Origin of the sequence: Winogradskyella marina, from assembly GCF_015645385.1 — a bacterium.
In the GTDB taxonomy this organism is placed as follows: Bacteria; Bacteroidota; Bacteroidia; order Flavobacteriales; family Flavobacteriaceae; genus Winogradskyella; species Winogradskyella marina.
Map to the genome: position 1 here is coordinate 78,745 of NZ_JADOET010000009.1, position 24,041 is coordinate 102,785.

Genomic DNA, 24,041 nt, shown 5'->3' on the forward strand with positions numbered 1-24,041 from the left:
AAAAAGCTCACTAATAGTAGTGAGCTTTTTTTATAAATAAATATTATGAGTCATTAAAAGTTTAGCTATTCAGCATCACAGGCATTACCAACATCGTTACATGTTCACCTTCATCTAAACCATCTGTCGGTGTTAATATACCAGCTCTGTTTGGTAAACTCATTTCTAGCTGAACGTTATCTGAGTTAAGGTTATTAATCATCTCAGTTAAGAAACGAGAATTAAAACCAATTTGCATATCATCACCTTGGTAATCACAAGATAAACGCTCCTCGGCTTTGTTTGAATAATCGATATCTTCAGCAGAGATATTTAATTCTGCTCCAGCAATTTTTAAACGTATTTGGTGTGTTGTTTTGTTAGAGAAAATACTAACACGTTTTACCGAGTTTAAAAATTGATTTCTATCAATCACTAACTTATTAGGGTTTTCTTTAGGGATTACCGCTTCGTAATTTGGATATTTCCCATCGATTAAACGACAAATTAATACGGAGTTTTCAAATGTAAACTTAGCGTTAGATTCGTTATATTCTACTAAAACATCATCGTCACTTCCTGCTAAAATGCCTTTCAAAAGATTTAAAGGTTTCTTAGGCATAATGAACTCTGCCGATTCTGTAGCACTGACATCGTTTCTAGTATATTTTACCAATTTGTGAGCATCAGTAGCTACAAAAGTTAAATTATCTTGTGAAAACTGAAAGAATACACCACTCATTACAGGTCTTAAATCATCGTTACCAGCAGCAAATATTGTTTTACTAATAGCTGTTGCTAAGATATCTCCCATTATGGTTGTTGTACTCGCATCTTCAATAGAAACTGCATTTGGAAATTCTGCTCCATCAGCATAAGCTAAAGCGTACTTACCATGGTTAGAACTGATTTCAACGGTGTTGTTATCTTCAATAACAAAGGTTAAAGGTTGTTCTGGAAAAGTCTTTAACGTGTCTAATAACAATCTTGCAGGTAAAGCAATACTACCGTCAGAATCACTTTCTACATCAATTGTTGCAGACATGGTTGTTTCTAAGTCACTTGCCGAAATCGTTAGTTTTGATTGGCTGAGTTCAAATAAGAAATTATCTAAAATTGGTAACGTATTACTGTTATTAATTACGCCTCCCAAAACCTGAAGTTGCTTTAATAAATACGTGCTTGAAACAATAAATTTCATGTGTTCTATATTAATTTTTGTATTTGTCACATGGAACATCTTAAGTAAAACTTGAAGATAAAATCCAACCTATTTGGTTAGATGTTTCATAGTGAATATATGTGTTTTATACTATAAATTTGTTCTACAAATATATCTTAATCGAAGGGTTTTTTAAAACAAACTTATTAACAAAATCGACTTAAAAATGCACAAATCGCAACGCAGCTTCGTTAGAGTTTTAAGATGTGTATTTTCGCTTTCTTAAATAATTAAAGCCAAATCCAAATATGGCTAAAAGTATGAGTGGCAATGCGATATTAATAAACTGCCAAGTTGCTTTGCTGTCTTTTATTTTTTCAGCATTTAAAAAAGCAACGTTTATCTCTTTAGATCTTATGTTTATAAGTCCGGAATCGTCCAATAAATAATTTACGGTATTTAGCAGAAATTCTTTATTCCCAAATGACTTTCCGGTGAGTTGGTCAAAGCCTAATTCTTGAGGTCTGTTTCTTATTACATCATTTTTTATAACATCGCCATCAGAAATTACAACCATTTTAGTCGCTGTGCTTTTCGCTTTAAAATCTGTCACTTTAAAAGGTAATACGCGTTGGTCGTAAACCGAAGTAAATTCACCTTCTAAAAGAACAGCTAAATTCTGAGAACCTGAATTATAACTAGCTTCATCTGGCGCTTTGGTTACGTTGGCTAATGAAATGGTGGTTGGAGCACCTTCAAGTTTCGATTGTGGTGAACTTTGTAATAATATAGATTTTTTAATGCCGTTTTTTAAGGTGTCAATAGGACTGGCAAAATCAAACTTAACGAGATTTAGGTTTTTAGTAATTGAATGATTAGGATTAGAGGCGGCTAAAGGTGAATATTGCCATTGAATGGGTTGCATTTGAGCCTGGCTTCCTTCACCAATTGATAACATTATTGGAGCAGAGTAGAGGTCTTTTACTAAAGTGGGATTCACTCTAACTCCGTATTTAAAAAAGAAGTCTTTTAGTTGTAAATCGCGCATAATAGAAACACTTGTACCAGCATCATTATAAAGACTGTCTTTATCCATTACCACAGCTTCCGTAAGCCATAAGCTTTTACCACCATTCATGGTATATTGGTCTAAAACTAATTTTTCATTTTCGGTAAAAGCAATACTCGGTTTCGCTGAAACGATTAAATCATATGCTTTCAACTTATCAAGTGTGCCTTGTGGGTTAGTAGCCACGCTATCTAATGTAAATTGCCCTAAATTGTAATACGGTTTAATAGTTTGCAGAAAATCAGCAATGTAAAGGTCGTCTAATTGACCATTACCTTTAAGAATAGCAATCTTTTTTCCTTTTGCATTAACAAGCTTATTAAAACCATCAGCAAAAGCATATTCTAAAGATTGTACTGAGTTATTAATTTGCTCTGGCAACCCTTGTGTAATACTCTTTTTTAGAAGCGGAATTTTAACAGTTTCACCTTTATAACTTGCAAATGCCCATGGAAAAATAATGTCTTGTTTTACTTGTCCTGTGCTATTGTCGGTATTAATATAAGGTTCTAATCCCGATTTTGTGAGCTCATCGATATGACGTTGTCGTGTGGATTCGTCTTCAATAGGATTAATGTAGTTGATGAATATTTGGTTAGTTTCAAGTTGAAATTCCTCAATAATTTGTTTCACTTCGGTTTGAAGTAATCTGAACTCCGAAGGAAAATCACCTTCTAAAAATACATCTATAACTAAAGGAGAATCCAAGTCGCTAATTAAGGACTTTGAAACATCCGAAAGCGTATAACGTTGGTCTTTAGTTAAATCGAACCGTTGAAACACCGAACTCGAAATTGCATTTATAATAATGAGTCCAACAACAATAGCGACAATATATAGTATAGATTTATTCTTTTTCATTCTCGTAAGTTATGTCTTCTTGATAAGGTTTTAAGGAAATAACTTTATCAGCTTTAAACGTAATTTCTACACATTCTTTTTTAGTTGTAAATGCACCAGGCTCTATTCCTAATCCGTAATTCCATTTATTGGTGTCGTGTGTTTTTTGAGTTTCATCCCAAGTTAACCACTCTTCTTTACCTAAAAGGCTTGTAATTCTTTCTTTTGAAACACCAATTAAGGTATCAGATTCTATGGTGTTATCAATCATTTCATAGCGTAAAGCTGGATTCTCTTTCCAAGCGTCACTGTTAAAATACTTCTGATGATGGTAACTGCTAATAATGTTCAGAAATGGATAGAACATAAAGAAAAACACAAATGGTGTTAGGACTAAACTGATTAGTCCTGAAAGCCATTTACGTTTGTCAACTGTGTTTAAAAACAAAAACAGAAGTACAAATACAACGATTAAAAATATGACTAATAATGGTGTGATAATCATACTATTGCTTTTGGATTCTAAGTTTTGTGAATAATAAAAATGCTAAGGCTATACTTATAAAATAAACTAAATCTCTAGTGTCAATAACACCACGACTCATACTGTTGTAATGTGCAGCCATTCCAAGGTTTTCCATATAAACAAGGTTATCAAAAATGTTGTAGTTAGATAAACCTTCAAATCCAAAATAGAAAAAGAAACAGATAAAAACAGCAATGATAAATGCTACAATCTGATTGTCTGAAAGTGTAGAAGCAAACACACCAATAGCAGTATATGCACCAACTAAAAACAAGAGTCCAAAATAGGAACCGATGGTACTTCCCATATCGAGGTTGCCTTCAGGATTTCCTAATATGGAAACCGTATAAACATATAATAATGTTGGAATCAATGCCATTACAATAAGCGCGAAAGCACCAAAATATTTACCTAACACAATCTGAAAATGCGAAATAGGTTTAGTAACTAATAACTCTAAAGTACCTTGTTTTTTTTCATCACTAAAACTACGCATCGTCACGGCTGGCACTAAAAAAATAAGAATCCAAGGAGCCAACAAAAAGAATGAAGATAAACTGGCTTGTCCATTATCTAAAATATTGAATTCACCTTTAAACACCCAAAGAAATAAGCCATTGAGTAATAAAAACACACCAATAACTAAATAGCCAATTGGTGAGGCGAAGAAGGTGTTTATCTCTTTTTTTAGTATTGCTAACATAGATTAGTGTTCGGTGTTCGGTGTTCAGTGTTCAGTGTTCAGTATTTCAGTGTTCAGTATTCAGTATTCAGTATTCAGTATTCAGTATTTCAGTAAAAAGTTGATTTTCTATCATCTATCATCTATCATCTATCATCTAACATCTAACACCTCAATTCTATCTTCTTTTTTCTTTGCGTTTTTGCGACTTCGCGCGACTATTTTTATCATGTTTCGTTCCGTCATTACAATTCGCGCATCATTGCGAGACGTGGTAATTTGTTTATTTTTTATTCATAACATCAATTTGTATTCAATCTGACTGCAAACTGTATACTGCGACTGCCTACTTGAGCGAAGCGATTTTATTCACACTCCAAGCTTCAGGCTTCGCATTAAATTTTGGTTTTGTATTTGCCCAAACACCCTTAAATAATTCAGAATGTCTATAATTATTTAAATCTGCTTCAGAATTCCAATAACTATAGGTGAAAAAGATATTGGTAGAGTTCTGGTCGCGATACAGTTCTAAAAACTGACAGCCTTCAAAATTTCGAATCTTTTCTTTAACATTTTCAAAATTAGCCAAGAATTCTTCAATTTTAGAAGGTTCAAAACTCATTTTTACAATTCTTACTAACAACGTATATCAATTTAAAAAGTTAACAGTTACAGTATCCATAGTATTTAAACCCATCAATGTTGAAGCTCCTCCAACAGAAGTTAGGTTGCTTTTAAAAATAGCAATTTCTAAGTATCCAGAAGAATTAAAAACTACTAAACCTTTGCCTTCAACATCTCGTTTAGATTCTTCTTTGGTAAAATCAATTATGTCACTATACTTATTAAAGATTTTATTGAATTTAGTATTACGCGCAAAAATCTCATAGTTTCTGGTTTTTTGAACAGATTCAAAAAATTTGCGTTTAATATTAGTGACAACATTACCATAATTGTCAATATAAATGACGTTGCCAATAATTTGGTTATAATCGTCATTGACAAATGGTATCATATTTTTTATTGGCTTAATAGTGTTAATAACTTTTCCTATAACATCTAACGTTCCTCCACGTGCAATATGGCATGCTACTTTTACAAAAATGTCTAGTACAGGGAAATTAGATTCAACCCGATCATGTATATTTATTTCAACAGTCTTTTCTGGTGCAATTTCGGCACATATCATACTCATAATGCCATTGTTAGCGCATATAAAGTAATGGTCGTCTAGTTTAACGGCAATGTGCTTGTTTTCAGGACTTAACTCAGAATCAATTCCTATTAAATGAATGGTGCCTTTAGGAAAACTGCTATAGGCATTTTGAATGATATAAGCCGCTTCAGAAATATTAAAAGGAGATACGGAATGTGAAATATCTACAATTTTTATCTCCTCAAGTTCACTATAAATAGCTCCTTTTATGGCGCCTGCAAAGTGATCTTTTTCTCCAAAATCAGTCGTTAAAGTGATTATCGCCATGGATGTATTGTTGATATTTTTTTAAGAATTATGGTTGTAAAATTATTAGCTTTGTGTGTGTACACAAGAATTACAAAATTAAGAAAAGAAAACAGATTAACACACTAAATACACCTCGCTTTTGAATGAACTCATACTAGAACTCGAAGAAATATCGCCTAAGGAATTCTTTGGAGCACAAAATGCAAACATTGTACTTTTAAAAAAGTACTTTCCTAAATTAAAAATTGTTGCTAGAGGCAATAAATTAAAGGCCTATGGTGATGAAGACTTACTCGAAGAGTTTGACCGCAGAATGACCATGTTAATGAAACATTTTGGTAAGTATAATAAGTTAGACGAAAATGTTATTGAACGTGTGTTAACCAGTCAGAGTAGCGACGATTACACAACCTCTGCTAAAAGTGATGAAGTTATTGTTCATGGTGTTGGTGGAAAACTCATTAAAGCACAAACGGCAAACCAACGTAAGTTAGTTGAAAGCATGCGCAAAAATGATATGGTTTTTGCTATTGGTCCAGCAGGTACAGGTAAAACGTATACAGGTGTTGCTTTGGCAGTAAGAGCGTTAAAAAACAAGGAAGTTAAGCGTATTATTTTAACAAGACCTGCTGTTGAAGCTGGTGAAAATTTAGGGTTTTTACCTGGTGATTTAAAGGAAAAATTAGATCCATACATGCAACCCTTGTATGATGCGTTACGAGATATGATTCCTGCTGAAAAATTAGAAAGCTATGTTGAAAAAGGGGTGATTCAAATTGCTCCATTAGCATTTATGCGTGGGAGAACGTTAGATAATGCCTTTGTGATTTTAGATGAGGGTCAAAATACAACACATGCGCAAATGAAAATGTTTTTAACCAGAATGGGGAAAAACGCGAAGTTCTTACTAACAGGAGATCCTGGTCAAGTAGATTTGCCACGTCGAACTATTTCTGGATTAAAAGAAGCGCTTTTAGTGTTGAAAAATGTAGATGGCATCGGTATGATTTATTTAGATGATAAAGATGTGATTCGTCATAAACTCGTTAAGAAAGTGATTGCTGCCTATAAAAGTATTGAAAATAGGGAGTAAAGCTTAAATGTTTGCTAATTAATTCGTTAGGTTGTTTGGCCTATTGATTATATAAGATTAACACAAAATTGTATAAATCTTTTACATGACTATCTGTTTAAATTTGGGGTATAACTAAAATTTAAACAACATGAAAAAGACATTTTTAATTATCGGAATAGTATTAGGATTAAACCCATTATTTGGGCAAGAAGAGGATATAGACCTTACTGTAGACAATTCGTGGCTTAAAGCAGGTATAACTGCAGGAGTACCAGTGAGTGATGCAGGTGATGTGTCTTCTTTTGCACTTGGCTTGGATTTAAGAGGGCAGTATTTGTTCAATCCGAACTTAGGAATTGGTGTCGCTACAGGTTATAACAATTACTTTGGAAAAGATAATTACGATGATTTCGGTATTGTACCACTTGCAGGATTTATTCGATATTATTTTACGCCAGATGGCTTATTCTTTGGTTCTGATTTAGGTTACGGATTTTTAACAGGAGTAGATGACAATGAAGGAGGGCTTTATATTAATCCGCAAATAGGTTACCATAATCGCGATTGGAATATTTACGCCTATTACCAGAATACCTTTGCTGAGAATGATGTAGATATTCAGGCGGTGGGTATTGGAGCTACTTATAATATTAGATTTAAGTAATTAGAATTATAAAAAGTTAAATTAAAGAGGAGAAATTTTATTTCTCCTTTTTTATTGAGTTTATTGTCTGACCCAAGTAAAGAAATTACATTTGTAGTTCATAATAAATGATGATGGCATGAATACCATAACAGACACCAATTTCAATTTTCCAAACCAAAAGAGCTTTTATAAAGGAAAAGTAAGAGCAGTTTATAATATTAACGATGAGCAATTGGTTATGGTTGCCACAGATCGTTTAAGTGCGTTTGATGTGGTGATGCCAAAAGGGATTCCGTACAAAGGGCAGATTTTAAACCAGATTGCGACCAAGATGATGAAGGAAACTGAAGATTTGGTTCCAAATTGGTTGGTTGCGACTCCAGATCCAAATGTTGCTATTGGTCATTTATGTGAGCCGTTTAAAGTAGAAATGGTGATACGTGGTTATATGTCTGGCCATGCCGCTAGAGAATATAAAGCCGGAAAACGAATGCTTTGTGGAGTTGAAATGCCAGAAGGTATGAAAGAGAATGACAAGTTTCCAGAGCCAATTATTACACCTGCAACAAAGGCAGAAATGGGAGACCATGATGAGGATATATCTAGAGAAGATATTTTGAAGAAAGGAATTGTTTCAGAGGAAGATTATCTGGTGCTTGAAGATTACACAAGAAAATTATTTCAGCGTGGAACAGAAATAGCAGCGAAACGTGGACTGATTTTAGTGGATACCAAATACGAATTCGGGAAAACTAGAGACGGAAAAATTGTATTGATAGACGAAATCCACACACCAGATTCGTCACGTTATTTTTATGCCGATGGTTATCAAGATCGTCAGGATAGAGGTGAAGCACAAAAACAATTGTCTAAAGAATTTGTGAGGCAATGGTTAATTGCTAATGATTTTCAAGGCTTAGAAGGGCAAACCGTGCCTTTTATGAGTGATGAATATATTGCCTCTGTAAGCGAGCGTTATATTGAATTGTACGAGAATATTACAGGAGATACCTTTGTAAAAGGTGATGTTAGTGATATTCAGGGTAGGATAGAAGCTAATGTTTTGGAGTATTTGAAAAAAGTTTAGTTGTTAGTCGTTTAGCTGTTTAGTTGAAGATAACCACTCTTCAATATCTCAGTATGATGCTCAACATGATATGCCGTCCACATTATAATTTCTCTTACTGGCATTTTGCCCATTAAAGGATGTGGTAAAATTACGGTGTCTAGATTTTTATCGCTGATAAGTCTGGTTTTATATTGAAGTTTTTTTGCTTCGGTTTGCAGTCGGTTTAAAAGATAAGGTTTATCTGCTAGTTTAGGAACTTTCATGTGTTTAGAGCCTTTAAACGTTTTGCCTTTAGCTTCTAATAATCGTTCTTTGTAGCGTTTTACAATAACGTCGTAAGCTCTAACAGGTCTATTGGCTTTACCATATTTAAGACGCAATAAAAACTTAGGCATACTTAAAGCATTGTTCAGTGGAATTATGCTTTGTATTAAATGAAGTGTTTGCTGACCTGTAGCCCATTTCCCTTCAGGTCCCAAGGTCCAAGATTCATCGGGCTGGTTTTCTAACATTTTATTAGAGTCAAGATGAAATAAACTATTTATTCTTCAACTTCTTTCTCTTGAATTACAATTTTGTCTTTCTTAAATATTGGTACTAAATAAGATACGTTAAATCCAAAACCACCACCAAACCCGCTACTGTCGTAAGTTCTGTTGTAACCAGGAATATAAAGGTTCTCGTAATTATCGATTTCTTTTTCAGAAATCAATACTTTGAGTTGAAGGTTGAATCCTGCAAAGAAATTATTGAAAATTTCAGCTTTCATTCCAACTTGCAATTCTGCCCAAAGTGCTGTTAAACCACTAAATTCTTCACCTTCTTCAACAGAATGGCGTCCACCCCAATATTGGTGATTAATATCGTAAACAGTGTAGTTGTTTAAGGTTTGACTAAATGTACTTGCACCAATCCGGAAACCTCCATAAATCATATTTTCCATATCGAGCCAGTTTTCATAGAAATTCATATCAACACCAGCTTTAAAATAACTTCCTTTTGTGGTGTTATTTAAGACTTCGTACTCAAGCGTTCGTTCTTCATTTCCAAGTTCTCCAGCGATATAAATACGATTGGTAAGGCGGTAATCTCCAACAAGTTCAAAGCCAGTATAATTATCCGAAAAAAATGTTCGTGCTAGTTTACTTAAATCGGTACCAACTCTAAGTCCATACTTTTGTTTAAAAACTAAAGTATCGTTGATTGTTTTTTTCTCTTCTTCTTGCGCAAAAGCCATTGTAGATACCAACAGCATTAAGATTACGCTTCTAATGGTAGATACGTACATGTGTTGTGTTTTCATTTTCTACGGTTGGTTCTAATGGGTCTTCGTTTTGTATATTGGTAATCCATTGATCGCTATCAGTTATTCGTCTCACGATTACATTTTTAAAAATACTTTTATAACCACAAGCTCGAGACACATATACGAACTCTGTTTCATAAGAAACTTCTATAATATCTATATTAGACGCTGTAAGTGGATCGTCATCAAGTCTTAAATTCGTGTCTCTTTCTAATATAAAACGTGTTGTTATCAGTTCGTTTTCGGCACCAACAACAAGCGGCAATTCTATGATATTTATATTTTCATTAAAATTTAAAGTAACATCAGAGGCAACAATAGGTTCAATAGGATTTCCATCGTCATCTTCTTCCAATAAGCCATCACCATAAACTGTAATTCTAGGAACGTTTAATAACTCTTCAGGATCAGAAGCATCATAAAACTCTATAATTAATCTTGGTGTGGTTTGCGTTGTTGCTGCACAGATATCGTCGCGTTCGCAGTTATAGTTAGTGATCGCTAACGTGATAAAGCTTAAAAAAATTAAGAGTCGTTTCAAATTATATTATTTCAGTTAAAAGTACAAAGAGCAAAGCAAAGTAGGTTACGTTTGTAATTTCTAAGCGCACATCTCTCTTTCAAAAAGCACAACCGTTTCAATATGTGCCGTATGCGGAAATTGATCGACTAAACTCATTTTTTTTATGGTGTAACCAGCTTCCATTAATTGCTCAGTATCTCTGGCTTGTGTTGCCGGATTACAAGATACATAAACCAAACGTTCTGCATTTAGGTTTATTATTTTTTTAAGAGTTTTTGGCGCAATACCAGCTCTTGCAGGATCTAAAATAATGGTTCTTATTTTATTGGTGTATTCCGGATGTTCTGTTAGAAACTTACCAACATCTGCTGCATAGAATTTTAAGCCTTCAATATTATTGCGTTTGGCATTTTCTTTAGCATCCTTAATAGCTGCTGCGACAATATCGACGCCCACTATTTTGGTGTTTTCTGCTTTGTTAGCTATAATTTGACCTATAGTTCCGGTACCACAAAATAAATCTAAGACGACTGTATTGTCAATAGCATCTTTGTTTTCTAAAGCATAATCAACAACTTTAGAATATAGTTTTTCAGCACATTTGGGGTTGGTTTGAAAAAAGCTTTTCATACTGATTTCAAAATTTAGGCCTAATAATTCTTCAACAATTTTATCGTCGCCATATATTAAAGAAATGCTTCCTGTGGTGGCAATAGTTCTATCTCCTGTTTCGTCATTAATAGTATGTAATAAACCAGCAACTCTGTCTCCAAATAATTCAACTAAATGATTAGCAAATTTATCTAAATCAAACTTAGGTAAATCATAAGATGTCGTTACCAGGTTAAATAAGAGCTTGTTGGTTTTAAACGATTTTCTAACTACAAAATACCTAAAAAAGCCTTCACGTTTTGGCGCATGCCAAGGTGCCAATCCAGTTTCTACACAATAGGCTTTGATATCCTTTAAGTGGTTTTCAAATTCGGCATCAAATAAACCAGAATCTTTTTTAAGATCATCTCCACACCACCAAGTACCACGTTTTTTAAAACCAAGCGTAAACTCATCAACATCAGTTTTTAAATCGTGATTATAACCTATCGCAGAAAAACCATATTCCATTTTATTTCTATAATGAAAGGTGTTTGGGGAGGTCACAAACTCATCAAATCTATCTTCAATATCTGCGACTTTACCAATACGCTTAAATAGCTCTAGTGTACTTTGCTTTTTATAGTGGTGCTGTTTTTCAATCGGTAAATTAATATATGGAGCGCCAGGAATACTTTGGTAAGGCATGTCAACTTCATCTTCCGATGCTTTTAAAACCTCAAAAAGTTTACCTTCAGCATATTTTTTACTACTCTTTTTAATCTGAGTTTTTACCAGCTGACCTGGCAACGTATTAGGAACAAACACTACGAATTCTCCATGTTCATTTCTAATACGACCAATGCCTTTGCCACCAAAAGCGTAATCTTCTATTAAGATGTCTATGATTTGTCCGCGTTTTACAAATTTGTTCCGTTCTCTTCTTGGCATTTTTATAAAAATTTGAGTGCAAAGATAGTTGTATTTTATGACATGAGAACCTGATGAGATTAGGAATGAATGTAGACATTTTAAGACATAAAAAAACTGCTCAAATTTTGAGCAGTTTTTATAAAATAAGCAGTCAGTGAATTTAGTTTTTGTTAAATTTTTCTAGAATTTTACTCATTTGTTTTCCAGCGGCTTCACGACCTCCTAAACCAAAAGAAAGTACCACTGTTAAAGCAACGGTTCCGAGCGTAATTCCGAAAGCTAGGTTTACAATTTCATCTGCAATTCCCATAGCACGTAAACCAATGGCAAGAAAAATAGCAATGATGCTAACCTTTATAATAGAGACTACAAAAGGATTGTTTTTACTATTTAAAGCTTTTGAGAATAAATTAGATACCATAAGACCGATTCCGATAATTGCAATGCCAAATAAAATACGACCAGCATAATCTAACACCGTGTCTGTAATTTCAGTAAGTTGGGTAAACTCTAGTTTTTCAAATGCGGTTAACAAACCAAACACGACTATAAGTGCATAAGCAATTTTTGAAATTACATTTGCTATATTTTTTGTGCCGATATAATCTGATAAACTCATTTTAGAAACCAAATTGTCAATATTCAGATTCATTAGTAGTTCTTTTAATAAGTTAGCCACAAATCGACCAATTATTATAAAGATTATTAAAACCAATGCGGCTACTAAGATTTGTGGTATGGCCTCAAAGAACTGGGAAAGCATTTCGGTTGCAGGTTCAGATATCGCTTTCATATCTAAAATATGAAACGCAGAGATTAATAATGGAATAAAAATGAAGATGAACACCACTTTTTTCAAAAGGCCTACAATGTTGATGTTTTCAGGTAGCTTAAGCTTAGGGACTATTTTTTGAATAGTATCTCCAGACAACTCTACGAGTTCAGAAATTATGGTTGCTAACATATAGCCAATATAAACGACCAAACCTGCTCCTATAATATTAGGAATATAACCTGTAAAACCATTGAGTAGGTTTTCAATTGGTCCTAATGCGTCGCTTAGTCCTAATTGACCAAGGGCTAAGGTGAAAACAAAAATCATGATTAAGAAGTAAAGAATCTTTCCTGTAAAAGAGGAAATTGTAATTGCTCCATTTTTTAGTTTGTTATCTACACCTGTTTTCTTAATGAGTTTCGTCGTAATTTTTTTAATAATACCAGCAATAAACCAGCCTATTAATAAAATTAATAATGCAGCAATAATTCCGGAAAGACTTTCTCCAAATGATGCTGTTAAATCGTTAAATACGTTTGTAATATAATCCATAGTTAATTAATTGTTTAGTTATATGTTTACGACACAGAAATTCTAAAAAAGTCACATTTTTGGTGTGATTTTGCTCATTTTTGAAGGTTTTTGAGCTAAAAAACAGTTGTTTTGATGTAAAATGACCATTTTTTGTAATTCTTCGATTTTAGACGTAGAGCGTTTAAAATAGGTGTACAAGTCGTAGTATTGGCCTAAAGCAAACATAATTCTATATCACACTTTAAACCCAAACCGTTTAAAGGCTATAGAGGTATGATATAAAAAGGATGGAACTTTGTTTATCTAAAAGAAGACGATAATTTCAAACGTCGATTAATAGTGTTTGAAAGGTTTAACGGTAAAATGATATAGATTAATTATATTTTAATTCCTGTATATTATTCGTAAATTGCAACTCTTCAGGGATGATTTCTTTCCCACGCTGAATTTTCGTCTCAATCACTATTGAGATTTTGAAAGGATAAAGGTAGATAAGGAATGGATATTTTATTCATTTATTAAATTAGTTTTAAAATGGCTGTTATAGACCAATTAACATCGCAACAAGCGATAGAATTAGAAAACAAATATGGTGCACACAATTACCATCCACTACCAGTAGTATTAAGTAGAGGAGAAGGTGTTCACGTTTGGGATGTAGAAGGGAAACAATATTACGATTTTCTATCTGCATATTCTGCTGTAAATCAAGGGCATTGTCATCCGGAAATTGTTGGTGCAATGACCTCACAAGCACAAACATTGACTTTAACGTCAAGAGCTTTCTATAATGATATGTTAGGGAAGTTTGAAAAATATGCGTCAGAAACTTTTAAGTTCGATAAGCTTTTACCAATGAATACAGGAGCAGAAGCTGTAGAAACAGCTTTGAAAATCTGTAGAAAATGGGCATACGAAGTAAAAGGCATTGATGAAAATGAAGCCGAAATAATTGTTTGTGAAAACAATTTTCATGGTAGAACAACAACCATCATTTCATTTAGTAACGATCCTGTAGCGCGTAAAAACTTTGGACCGTACACCAAAGGCTTTATTAAGATAGACTATGATAATTTAGAAGCACTAGAGGAAGCGATTGTAAATAATAAAAACGTCGCCGGATTTTTAGTAGAACCTATTCAGGGTGAAGCAGGAGTTTATGTGCCAACAGAAGGTTATTTAGCAAAAGCAAAAGCCTTATGTGAAAAACACAACGTATTATTTATTGCAGACGAAGTTCAAACAGGAATTGCAAGAACAGGGAAACTTTTAGCTGTAGATCATGAAAACGTAAAGCCGGATATTTTAATTTTGGGTAAAGCTTTATCAGGTGGAGCGTATCCAGTATCAGCAGTTTTAGCAAATGATCCTATTATGAATGTTATTCGTCCAGGAAACCACGGAAGTACGTTTGGAGGAAACCCTGTTGCTGCTGCTGTAGCAATTGCGGCTTTAGAAGTCGTTAAGAAAGAAGATTTAGCAAATAATGCAGAAGAATTAGGACAATTATTTAGAGCAGAATTATCTAAATTTATTGAAACGAGTTCTATAGTAAATGCCGTACGCGGAAAAGGTTTGTTAAATGCTATTTTAATAAACGATGCCGAAGATAGCGATACAGCTTGGAATATATGTCTAAAACTAAGAGACAACGGATTATTAGCTAAGCCAACGCATGGTAACATTATTAGGTTTGCACCTCCTTTAGTAATGAACAAGGAACAATTATTAGATTGTATTTCTATTATTACAACGACACTGAAGGAATTTGAAAATTAAGGTGCCAATTCCGTAAAAGGAAAATAAGGTATATTTCTCAATATCCAGAATAAAATGACTAATACTAATATAGTATTGGTCATTTTTGATTTATGCAACAGGTTATTATAAGTTTTTGTCCCAAATTTAGTTATGACAAAAATGACAGCTTGATAGCCAAGAACAACGGTAACTAACAGAAACATATAGTTGTGTCTTATTCCTGTTATTATTTGTCCTTGTAAAATATGATGTATTGCTCTTTGGCTCCCGCAACCTGGACAATAAATTCCCGTAAAGCTTAAAAAGGGACATTTAGGAAAGAATGCTGTTGCAGAAGGGTCTATAAAAAAATATAGTGATAGCATTAAAATAAATGCTATCACTATAAAAATTATGAGTAAAGTATTTTTAATATTGACCACTACTTAATGATCCTAGCATAGCTATTCCGAAAATAAGGATATAAGCTATCCAACCAATAACAGCAGCAACAATAGAGACAATGCCCCAAGTTTTTGCATTTTTAGAGGCGCTCATAGCTTTTTCATAATTACCATCTTCATAATTACTGTTTACTTGTGTAGCATATACTATGCTTACAATTCCTGTTGGTAAACAGCATAAAATTGTACTGATGATAGCTAAAGCTAAATAGCTGTTTGGTCTTTGTGGTTTTTGATCCATTTATAAGTTTGTTTTGGTTAATATTATTGTTGCTGCTGCATTAGTTCTTCAATTTTTCTTTGCATTTCATCTGGATCTTGAATTCCCTGAAGTTCCTGTAAGTTTTCCCATCCAATAGACGTAATTAACCAAACATAAACAAGAACCATTATTATGCTTAATACAACACCAATAATTCCCATTATTTTTCCTGCTTTTACATTACCGTATCCTGAATAACTTTCAGGATCTTCCATGTAAACTTTAGATGCTTTGCTAGCGAGAATAATTGCTACGATTCCGAAAATTAATCCAGGAACACCATAACAACAACAGCCAATAATTGATAAGATTCCCATTATTAGGATTAGCGTTCCATTAGGGATTTGTTGTTTTTCCATTTTGTGTTGATTTAGTTGGTTAAAAAAGTTTTAAAAATAAAACTTACTACAATAATACTAATATTTAATAAAAATAGCCCAAAAATAATGCGATGACCATTTTTAAATTGAAATTTAAGATGCAAAAGAAGGTAAGAAAACATGGCAATAAGTGAGTAAATTGCTGGATACATATAGAAAGCAGCAACAAAATCTCCATCTAAAATTAGCGCAATAGACCTTTGCATACCACAACCCATGCAATCTATGTTAAATGTTTGCTTCCACATACATGGCAACATATAATCATTAAGTCCTTTTGTGAGTAATTTCATTTGGCTAAATTAACAATTTGCTAAAAACTATTGTAATTGCTATTACTATTTTTCTAAACCTTACTTTTGTGCTTGGTTTTAATTATTGAATTATGAATGTAACAAGACTCGTAAATTTTATCTGTATAATAGTAGGTGGTGTCGTCGCTTTTTACGCTCAAGCACAAGAAGAAAAGAATACATATATATTAATAGGTGGAATTATGTTACTTGTGTTTGGTATCTATAGAACATCTAGAAATATTCCAAGTAAATTTGATAAAGAAGAAGAGTCTTTTGTGAAAACAGAAAAAGAAGATGAAATTTAAAGTAGGTGATACCGTTGAAACTATTGATGATGCTATCTCTGGAGTAATAACAAATATTTCAGAAAACACCGTCACAGTTGAAGATTCTGATGGGTTTAACTTTCAGTTTGTAGCTAATGAGCTGATGTTAAGTGCTTCTGGAAATAGTTTAGAAAATGCGGTTTATAACACCGATTTTGAAGCTGTAAAAAAAGAAAAAGCATCTAAAAAAAGAAAATCAGCACCTACCGTAAAACCAAAAGAGCGTCACGCACCAAAATTTGAAGTGGATTTACACATTCATCATTTAACAAAATCGACACGTGGTATGTCTAATTTTGATATGCTAAACCTGCAATTAGATACTGCAAGAGGTCAACTAGAATTTGCTATTAGAAAACGTATTCCTAAAATTGTATTTATTCATGGAGTAGGAGAAGGAGTGTTACGCCAAGAGTTAGAAACGTTATTTTCTCGTTATAATAACGTGACGTTTTATGATGCCGATTATAAAATTTACGGGTTAGGCGCTACAGAGGTTCGTGTATTTCAAAATATAGACCCTTAATCTGGCGCAATATAATTTGGAATAACAGTAGTACGAGTTCCCAAATCAACTGTTGTACTTCTTAAGATCTCTAAATCAATATTTGTTACAGTAAAATTCGTTTTTACAGTTCTCGTATATTGGTTTTCAAACGCATCGTAAGGTTCAAAATCATAAGCTATTGATTCATCAGGATTTAAATAGTGTGGTACTAATTCACCATCGGCATTATTAGCACGATCGTCACCTGGACCATTCTCTCCATTGGCGTCTTCTAATCGTGTTAAAACATCATCTCCATCGTCGTCCTCATCTAAATAATCTGGTATCCCATCTCCATCGGTGTCTAATGGATTGGTCGTTGGGTCATCGTCTCCATCACTATTGTCTATTTCATCACGTGTTCTTACATTATCGTTGTCATCGTCCTCATCTAAGTAATCAGGTATGCCATCTCCATCGGAATCTTGTGGGTTTTCCAATCCTCCTGGACCGTATTCAAAAATACTTGGTATGCCATCATTATCATCGTCGACTATTGTTGATGTGATTATTACTTTACCAGCACCAGCTTCATAATCTTCGCGTATTATTAAATCTGCAGGAGGAACTACTGAGCAAATATCACTCGCTGTTAAAGCTCTATTGTAGGTTCTATAAATAAAACGAACACTTGTCGCGTTAATGGTTAACTCTAATGGCGAATCTACGTCTGTTGGAGACGAAAATAAGGCATCGTTAGTTGGCGATTTCGGAAAAATTAAAATCAGTGCTTCGTTAGGTTCGCTGCGTGTATCATAGATAAGATGATAATCTTCAAAATTTTCACATTGTTCTAATACGCCTTCAAAATTGAGATCAACGGTTATAATATCACCATCATCACAAGTGGTAAATAAAGCAAAACAAAAGATTATAAAAATACGACGTATCATAGACTCAATTTTGAACAAAAATAATGGATTTGTAAAATTATAACGCTCCATTAACTAAATAATTTTATTTAGAATATTTTTGCAGCGTAAATTGTCTAAGTTCAAATTTTTATCACTCAAGAAACAAATTTCTTTCAGAGTATAATAATTTTGTTTTGCGATTTATAATTACAACAATATAAAAGCAATACATATAAATGCATGAAACAGGTTTATTTAGATAACGCAGCAACTACAGCTTTGCGACCAGAAGTGGTTGACCGTATGACGCAAGTACTAAAAGATACTTACGGAAATGCGTCATCTACACACAGTTTTGGGCGTTCGTCAAAGGCGCTTTTAGAACAATGTAGAAAAAACATAGCCGCTCATTTTAATGTTTCTGCTTTAGAAATTGTGTTTACATCAGGAGGAACAGAAGCAGATAATTTAGCTTTGCGAAGTGCCGTTAGAGACCTAGGAGTCACAGATATTATAACGTCTAAAATTGAACATCATGCCGTTTTACATACAGTTGAGCAGTTGCAAAAGGAGTACCAAGTTACACTACACTATGTGGATTTAGATGATTGTGGTCTGGTAAATTACACACACTTAGAACAGCTATTGCAATCTGCCAACCAACCGTTAGTTAGCTTAATGCACATTAACAATGAAGTTGGTAATATTTTAGATATCGAAAATGTAGCCAAACTATGTAAAACTCATAATGCTATATTTCATTCAGATATGGTGCAATCTGTAGGCCATTACAAAATAGATTTAAAGGAAATTCCTATCGATTTTATGGCAGCAAGTGCACATAAATTCCATGGCCCAAAAGGTGTTGGATTTTGTTTTATACGAAAAGAGTCAGGTTTAAAACCTTTAATTTTTGGAGGCGAGCAGGAGAGAGGCTATAGAGCAGGAACGGAATCTATCCATAATATTGTAGGTATGGATGAAGCTTTAAAAATAGCCTATACCAATCTTGATGAAGATAAAAAATACGTTTCGGACTTAAAAGACTATTTCATTCAGCAAATAAAAACACATTTACCTGAGGCTAGTTTTAACGGGAGTTGTGAAACTGTTGAAAATAGCACATACACTTTAGTAAATGTCTGTTTGCCTATAGCACCGGCAAAAGCTCCGATGTTACAGTTTCAACTCGATTTAAAAGGTATTGCATGCTCAAAAGGGAGTGCTTGTCAAAGTGGAAGTAGCCAACAGTCGCATGTGTTATCTGCATTTTTAAGCGAAGAGCAACTAAAACAACCTTCTGTCCGTTTTTCGTTCAGTATTTATAATACGAAAGAAGAGTTGGATTATGTAGTATCAGTTTTAAAGAAGTTTGTTAATTCTTAACCAGAATCTTTTGAGATTTTGTTGTTGTACTGTTGTCTGTCACTATATTCACAACATAAACACCATCACTGATACCATAGGTAGATAAATTATATTGTGCTTTAACAGCATCGTAATCTACTTTTAAGATTTGTTTTCCTGCCACATCAAAAATTTCAACGGACTTAATATCTAAGCTATTTGGGTTTTGAACTGAAAGTTGATGGTTGTTATTGTCCTGAAAAACATTTAAAGATGTGACATCGAATTCATCAATGCCTAAAGTGCTTTCAGTTGCAAAAACAATTTCAAAACGGTCTGTATAGTTGCCTGGTTCTATATTTAATTCATAATCTAAACTTCTTAAATTAGTATAAGAATCATTGTGTTTATCATGAATGTAAATACCTTGTGCTGCATCAAAATTCTGAATGTCAAAAATTCTAAAGCGTAACGGTTGTTGTTGCTCAATGTCTATTGATAATGGGATTACTAGAGTTTCTTCAAAAGGAAACGCCTGAGCAGAATACACCTTTTCGTCTAACGAAAAATAGGCGTCTGAGTTATAGCTTTCTGTTCGGATTAATTCTAATCCATAATCAAATCCGGCCGTTGCAGACTCATGAAAATTCAAAATCAATTGTCTTGTGTATTGTGATTCATCATCAATAAAGTCGACATTAATCCTAAAACGCTTATAGTCTTCAGGTATTATAGAAAGGCCATTGTCTTGGTATTGAATCCCTAAAGGTTCAGTCGTTTCATTGGTATTAGAATCATTCGTGTTGCTTCTAAAAAAATAACTGTTACCATCCGATTCTTTTACAAATACACGGTGTGCGTTTTTTGTGTATACTTTTGCTGGTGTTTCAGGAGTGCCGGTAATACCTTCGACCATAAAGCCCTGCCCAATTGGTATGTAACGTAACGCTTGTTTTGTTCCATTGCTACCAGGTCCAGGAGGTAGATCAAACACATTATCCTGTTCATCATAAGTTTTGAAAACAGCAGGAGTGCTTGTAATCATTCCACCAGCAGCATCTATTGTAAATAAAGCGTATCCACCAATATAATCTTGTAAAACATGCGAGGGCACATTGCCATCTTGCTCCCAATATTGTAGTGTGCCATTAATGGATGCTTGATTATCTGCATCATGAATAAACGCAGCAGAATCCATAGCACTAGGATACGGATTACCAACTAACGTATTTAAACCATTGGCAACATCATTAGAAATTGTCCCATTATTTGGTTTACCTCTAAAATCATACAATTGGCTTCCTGTTTCAGCTGTGCCATTGCCTTTCATTGTAAAACCAAGACCTGGTTTAATATCTCCAGAAGATCCAACAAAAATCCAATCGATATATTGATCTGATGTTTGATAGGTCCATAACCATCGTTGCGCTATAGACAATGGGCTAGAACTTCCATTGTAACCGCCAATAAATAGAGCATCTACACTAGATGTTAATCCTGTTGCTTCATCAATTAAATTAACGCGTGCATCTTCATTACCAAAAGCCGCAGAATTATTCCCCACAGGTGAACACCAATAATTATAGCTCCATTGATTTACAGTTCCTGTTTGATATACGCTTAGTTCACCAAGACCAGAATTTCCAGTCGCTCCATCACCTTGAAGAAGCTGTGCTTCATCTCTTAGGTATATTTTAGAGTCGGCATCATCAATGTTTACGTCGTCTGTAACAAAAACATATTGGTTTTTTACAAAAATATAGGCATCATTTTGTACACTAAGTTGTGCATAAGATATGTAGGAGCTAAGGAGTAATAATGAATAGAGGGATAATTTCATAATTCTTAAATTTTGATCTAAAGTATAAAGAGCGTACTATAATCTAAAAAGATCTAGCTAGTCAAAATTAATTATATAAATCGGTCTCGCTTTGCTGAATTCATCCAAAAGCATACTCATTTCATTCAGAAACAGGACTAAAATCTAAAAACGAGCAGAGAGTCTTATATTAAAGACACGTGGTGTTAGAAAATTTGGAATTGCAAATTGTTGCTTGCTATACACATCTCTCACCCATGTGTTGGTGATAGAATTTTGGTTGTTAAACATATTATAGATTTCAAAACCAATAGACAATTCTTTAAAAGATGCTTTCCATTTAGACGTATATTTTTTTTCAGGATTCACTAATTCGTAAGAAATTCCTAAATCGGCACGCCTATAATCGCGCAGTCTAAGTTGATAGTTATAAGGGTCTGCATAACTTGGCGAACCACCAGGAACTCCAGTATTATAAACTAAGTTTAAATACATTTTTAAATCTGGCATATTAGGTACATAATCCTGAAACAAGGCACCAAATTTTAAACGTTGATCTGTTGGCCTAGCAATATAACCACGATCATCTATGTTCTCTTCGGTTTTTAAATAGCCAAAACTAAACCACGACTCTGTGCCTGGAACAAATTCTCCATTTAACCTTAAGTCTAAACCATAAGCATAAGCCTCCGCATTATTGTCTGCACTATAACGAATTCTAACATTCTCTAAAGTGTAAGGATTAACATCCGTCATGCCTTTATAATAAGCTTCGGTGACTAACTTAAAAGGTCTATCCCAAATCCTAAAACTATATTCATTCCCTAAAACAACATGAAACGACTGTTGCGCTTTTACATTTGGCTGTACGGTTCCTGATGAATCTCGTAGTTCTCTGTAAAAAGGTGGTTGATAATATAATCCAGCTGCAGCCCTAAAGAGCATGTCTTTATTCCAATTTGGTTTTATGGCAAACTGAGCTCGTGGACTAATTACGGTTTGTGTTTTGCCGTTGCTAATACCATCTCCACCAACGGTCCAACTATGTGTTCTTACACCAGCATTATAAAACACTTCGCTGTCATTCCAATTCGTACGTTTACTATATTGTGCAAAAGCCTGAAGTCGGTTAATCTGCACGCGATTTGTAGCTCTTATATTTTCGAACGCTGTTAAAGGACCTTCAAAAGGTTCGTAAGGTTGTGGATTAGGCTCACTGAAGCGTGGTGGCCGAATTGAAAACCCAGCGGAATCAATGACTTCATACTCCACTAAACGGTCTCTAATGTCTTCATGTGTGTATTTTACAGACCATTCTATTGTACTTTCATCATCAATTTTATAATCACCTCTGTGCTCTGCATTGACAATAAACGCATCTAAATCGTTACGCGCATGTGTGAGTTGCGAGCCAATACCTTCGCTGAATTCAACTTCACCTAAATTTTCATCTCCAATATTAGTGTTTACTTCACCCAAACGATATTGTGCTAAGATGTCAAAATATTCTTGTTCTGTAGTGTGATATGCCGAAGCCACAAGTTTAAGCGTTAAGTCATCACTTGCAAAATAATTGGCTTTAAAGGCACCAAAATAGGTTTGATACTGATCTTTTTCTTGGCCATCATAAAACACTAAAAGCGCTACAGGATCTTGTAAAGTTCCAAAGTTGGTTTGTCTGTTTTCGGGTTGAAAATTGTATTTGTTTAATGAAATATTTCCCAAGAAATTCAAGTGAAATTTACTCGAAAAGCGATACGTTAAATAGGTTTGCGCATCTGCAAAAACAGGTTCTACATTTCCTTCAGTTTCAAGACTATTTAATAGTAAGCTATTATCTCTATAACGCACACCTGCAATTCCCGAAAATTTTCCATCTTTAGAAACGGTTTCGGCAGTTAGACTTCCACCAAGTAGACTTAAATCAGTTCGTATTCCGAAATCAACTGGGTTTCGATATGTGATATCTAAAACAGATGATAATTTATCGCCATACTTCGCTTGAAATCCACCAGCTGAAAAATCGACATTATGTACCATATCAGTGTTTACAAAACTTAAGCCTTCTTGATTTCCAGAGCGAATTAAGAATGGTCTGTACACTTCAATCTCATTGACGTACACTAAGTTTTCATCAAAATTTCCACCACGTACAGAGTATTGTGTACTTAATTCATTTGAAATATTAACTCCTGGTAATGTTTTTAAAATGTTTTCAACACCTGGTTGTGCGCCTTTTATGGTTCTAATCATCTGAGGAGATATGGACGTAACTCCGTCAACGGATTGTCTGGTATTGGTGTTAATAACGACGGTTGCAATTTGCTCAATATCCATTAACATTACAGGATTGTATTCTATTTCTTGCCCATTTTTAAGATTAAATTTTTGTTCTACGCGCTTATGCGAAACATGGGTAAACGTTACAGTAACATCGACTCCGAAAGGGATTTTAAGTTCGTAAAACCCGTTAGCGTTGGTCGCGGTTCCTTCACTAGTATTTGTGGTAATATTTACACCCTCAATAGGAAAATTACCTTCATCTAAAATAACACCTCTAATAATTGCTGATTGCGAAAAGGAAAGCCCACTAATAAGTAAGCTGATAATTAGGATAAAATGTAAGCGTTTCAAATATTTTGTTTTTTCTTAGTTAGGTTGAATGGAGGTTTTAGAATTCTAATTTTTTAAACTAATATTCTGCAAACTTCATATTTTTAATTTAATCCAAAAATAACACCCTAAAGTCCCCTCAAGGGGACAATTTATCGAAGACATATTTTAGGGCTTTTAATCAAAATATTCTCGATTCAATACTAGTAGGTAACTAC

General features: G+C 33.9%; 25 protein-coding genes. 7 read left to right on the forward strand and 18 right to left on the reverse strand.

What is annotated here, in order from left to right; translation table 11 throughout:
* Window positions 1-61 precede the first annotated feature (61 nt).
* The 6 genes from dnaN to ITJ86_RS11500 form a co-directional block, all read right to left on the reverse strand.
* On the reverse strand, window positions 62-1,180 hold the full coding sequence (dnaN, locus tag ITJ86_RS11475) for a DNA polymerase III subunit beta (RefSeq protein WP_195871780.1): 1,119 nt from the start codon (window positions 1,178-1,180) through the stop codon (window positions 62-64).
* 220 nt (window positions 1,181-1,400) lie between these two features.
* Complete coding sequence (gldG, locus tag ITJ86_RS11480; protein ID WP_195871781.1) at window positions 1,401-3,071, reverse strand: gliding motility-associated ABC transporter substrate-binding protein GldG; 1,671 nt, start codon at window positions 3,069-3,071, stop codon at window positions 1,401-1,403.
* A complete protein-coding gene (locus ITJ86_RS11485) occupies window positions 3,058-3,555 on the reverse strand; it encodes a hypothetical protein (protein ID WP_195871782.1) in 498 nt (165 codons plus the stop codon). The genes gldG and ITJ86_RS11485 overlap by 14 nt, the downstream gene beginning before the upstream one ends.
* A 1-nt stretch (window position 3,556) precedes the next feature.
* On the reverse strand, window positions 3,557-4,279 hold the full coding sequence (gldF, locus tag ITJ86_RS11490) for a gliding motility-associated ABC transporter permease subunit GldF (RefSeq protein ID WP_195871783.1): 723 nt from the start codon (window positions 4,277-4,279) through the stop codon (window positions 3,557-3,559).
* Window positions 4,280-4,604: 325 nt separating this feature from the next.
* A complete protein-coding gene (locus ITJ86_RS11495; RefSeq protein WP_195871784.1) occupies window positions 4,605-4,901 on the reverse strand; it encodes a putative quinol monooxygenase in 297 nt (98 codons plus the stop codon).
* Window positions 4,902-4,907: 6 nt separating this feature from the next.
* Window positions 4,908-5,741 (reverse strand): SAM hydrolase/SAM-dependent halogenase family protein, encoded by an 834-nt coding sequence (locus ITJ86_RS11500; RefSeq protein ID WP_195871785.1) that lies wholly within the window; start codon window positions 5,739-5,741, stop codon window positions 4,908-4,910.
* A 121-nt stretch (window positions 5,742-5,862) separates the two neighbouring features.
* Here ITJ86_RS11500 and ITJ86_RS11505 point away from each other — a divergent pair, with 121 nt between their 5' ends.
* From ITJ86_RS11505 to ITJ86_RS11515, 3 genes are all read left to right on the forward strand, one after another.
* On the forward strand, window positions 5,863-6,816 hold the full coding sequence (locus tag ITJ86_RS11505; RefSeq protein WP_195871786.1) for a PhoH family protein: 954 nt from the start codon (window positions 5,863-5,865) through the stop codon (window positions 6,814-6,816).
* Between the two features lie 130 nt (window positions 6,817-6,946).
* A complete protein-coding gene (locus tag ITJ86_RS11510; protein WP_195871787.1) occupies window positions 6,947-7,462 on the forward strand; it encodes a hypothetical protein in 516 nt (171 codons plus the stop codon).
* A 118-nt stretch (window positions 7,463-7,580) separates the two neighbouring features.
* Window positions 7,581-8,531 carry a phosphoribosylaminoimidazolesuccinocarboxamide synthase gene (locus tag ITJ86_RS11515; protein ID WP_195871788.1) on the forward strand — a complete coding sequence of 317 codons (951 nt, stop codon included), beginning with the start codon at window positions 7,581-7,583 and terminating at the stop codon, window positions 8,529-8,531.
* A gap of 11 nt (window positions 8,532-8,542) precedes the next feature.
* Here the strand turns inward: ITJ86_RS11515 and ITJ86_RS11520 are convergent, their stop codons facing one another.
* The 5 genes from ITJ86_RS11520 to ITJ86_RS11540 all read right to left on the reverse strand — a co-directional run bounded on the left by ITJ86_RS11520 (window position 8,543) and on the right by ITJ86_RS11540 (window position 13,193).
* Window positions 8,543-9,025 carry a DinB family protein gene (locus ITJ86_RS11520; RefSeq protein WP_195871789.1) on the reverse strand — a complete coding sequence of 161 codons (483 nt, stop codon included), beginning with the start codon at window positions 9,023-9,025 and terminating at the stop codon, window positions 8,543-8,545.
* A gap of 29 nt (window positions 9,026-9,054) precedes the next feature.
* Window positions 9,055-9,816 (reverse strand): DUF6048 family protein, encoded by a 762-nt coding sequence (locus ITJ86_RS11525; protein WP_230080285.1) that lies wholly within the window; start codon window positions 9,814-9,816, stop codon window positions 9,055-9,057.
* Complete coding sequence (locus tag ITJ86_RS11530) at window positions 9,782-10,360, reverse strand: DUF6452 family protein (RefSeq protein WP_195871790.1); 579 nt, start codon at window positions 10,358-10,360, stop codon at window positions 9,782-9,784. The genes ITJ86_RS11525 and ITJ86_RS11530 overlap by 35 nt, the downstream gene beginning before the upstream one ends.
* 60 nt (window positions 10,361-10,420) lie before the next feature.
* Window positions 10,421-11,884 carry a 23S rRNA (uracil(1939)-C(5))-methyltransferase RlmD gene (rlmD, locus tag ITJ86_RS11535; protein WP_195871791.1) on the reverse strand — a complete coding sequence of 488 codons (1,464 nt, stop codon included), beginning with the start codon at window positions 11,882-11,884 and terminating at the stop codon, window positions 10,421-10,423.
* Window positions 11,885-12,026: 142 nt separating this feature from the next.
* Window positions 12,027-13,193 carry a mechanosensitive ion channel gene (locus tag ITJ86_RS11540; protein ID WP_195871792.1) on the reverse strand — a complete coding sequence of 389 codons (1,167 nt, stop codon included), beginning with the start codon at window positions 13,191-13,193 and terminating at the stop codon, window positions 12,027-12,029.
* 516 nt (window positions 13,194-13,709) lie between these two features.
* Between ITJ86_RS11540 and rocD the strand changes: the two genes are divergently transcribed.
* Window positions 13,710-14,954 carry an ornithine--oxo-acid transaminase gene (gene rocD, locus ITJ86_RS11545; RefSeq protein ID WP_195871793.1) on the forward strand — a complete coding sequence of 415 codons (1,245 nt, stop codon included), beginning with the start codon at window positions 13,710-13,712 and terminating at the stop codon, window positions 14,952-14,954.
* Here rocD and ITJ86_RS11550 read toward each other — a convergent pair.
* Genes ITJ86_RS11550 through ITJ86_RS11565 form a run of 4 tightly spaced genes read right to left on the reverse strand, consistent with a single transcriptional unit; the run spans window position 14,951 to window position 16,314 of the window.
* On the reverse strand, window positions 14,951-15,301 hold the full coding sequence (locus tag ITJ86_RS11550) for a DUF2752 domain-containing protein (protein WP_195871794.1): 351 nt from the start codon (window positions 15,299-15,301) through the stop codon (window positions 14,951-14,953). The two genes, rocD and ITJ86_RS11550, sit on opposite strands and share 4 nt — an antisense overlap.
* Before the next feature lie 43 nt (window positions 15,302-15,344).
* The gene (locus tag ITJ86_RS11555) at window positions 15,345-15,620 is read right to left on the reverse strand and encodes a CD225/dispanin family protein (protein WP_195871795.1); all 276 of its coding nucleotides are present in this window, start codon (window positions 15,618-15,620) and stop codon (window positions 15,345-15,347) included.
* Between the two features lie 23 nt (window positions 15,621-15,643).
* Window positions 15,644-16,000 carry a CCC motif membrane protein gene (locus ITJ86_RS11560; RefSeq protein ID WP_195871796.1) on the reverse strand — a complete coding sequence of 119 codons (357 nt, stop codon included), beginning with the start codon at window positions 15,998-16,000 and terminating at the stop codon, window positions 15,644-15,646.
* Window positions 16,001-16,011: 11 nt separating this feature from the next.
* The gene (locus ITJ86_RS11565; protein ID WP_195871797.1) at window positions 16,012-16,314 is read right to left on the reverse strand and encodes a DUF2752 domain-containing protein; all 303 of its coding nucleotides are present in this window, start codon (window positions 16,312-16,314) and stop codon (window positions 16,012-16,014) included.
* Window positions 16,315-16,406: 92 nt separating this feature from the next.
* Here ITJ86_RS11565 and ITJ86_RS11570 point away from each other — a divergent pair, with 92 nt between their 5' ends.
* Window positions 16,407-16,622 carry a hypothetical protein gene (locus tag ITJ86_RS11570; protein ID WP_195871798.1) on the forward strand — a complete coding sequence of 72 codons (216 nt, stop codon included), beginning with the start codon at window positions 16,407-16,409 and terminating at the stop codon, window positions 16,620-16,622.
* A complete protein-coding gene (locus tag ITJ86_RS11575; protein ID WP_195871799.1) occupies window positions 16,612-17,169 on the forward strand; it encodes a Smr/MutS family protein in 558 nt (185 codons plus the stop codon). Before ITJ86_RS11570 ends, ITJ86_RS11575 begins: the two co-directional genes overlap by 11 nt.
* Here ITJ86_RS11575 and ITJ86_RS11580 read toward each other — a convergent pair.
* Window positions 17,166-18,134 carry a hypothetical protein gene (locus tag ITJ86_RS11580; protein ID WP_195871800.1) on the reverse strand — a complete coding sequence of 323 codons (969 nt, stop codon included), beginning with the start codon at window positions 18,132-18,134 and terminating at the stop codon, window positions 17,166-17,168. The genes ITJ86_RS11575 and ITJ86_RS11580 overlap by 4 nt on opposite strands.
* Window positions 18,135-18,284: 150 nt before the next feature.
* Between ITJ86_RS11580 and ITJ86_RS11585 the strand changes: the two genes are divergently transcribed.
* Window positions 18,285-19,430 (forward strand): cysteine desulfurase family protein, encoded by a 1,146-nt coding sequence (locus tag ITJ86_RS11585; RefSeq protein ID WP_195871801.1) that lies wholly within the window; start codon window positions 18,285-18,287, stop codon window positions 19,428-19,430.
* Here the strand turns inward: ITJ86_RS11585 and ITJ86_RS11590 are convergent.
* Entirely contained in the window at window positions 19,420-21,231 is a 1,812-nt protein-coding gene (locus ITJ86_RS11590) for a T9SS type A sorting domain-containing protein (RefSeq protein ID WP_195871802.1), read from the reverse strand. The two genes, ITJ86_RS11585 and ITJ86_RS11590, sit on opposite strands and share 11 nt — an antisense overlap.
* Before the next feature lie 144 nt (window positions 21,232-21,375).
* Window positions 21,376-23,844: a TonB-dependent receptor gene (locus ITJ86_RS11595; protein WP_195871803.1), complete on the reverse strand. Its 2,469-nt coding sequence runs from the start codon at window positions 23,842-23,844 to the stop codon at window positions 21,376-21,378.
* Window positions 23,845-24,041 lie beyond the last annotated feature (197 nt).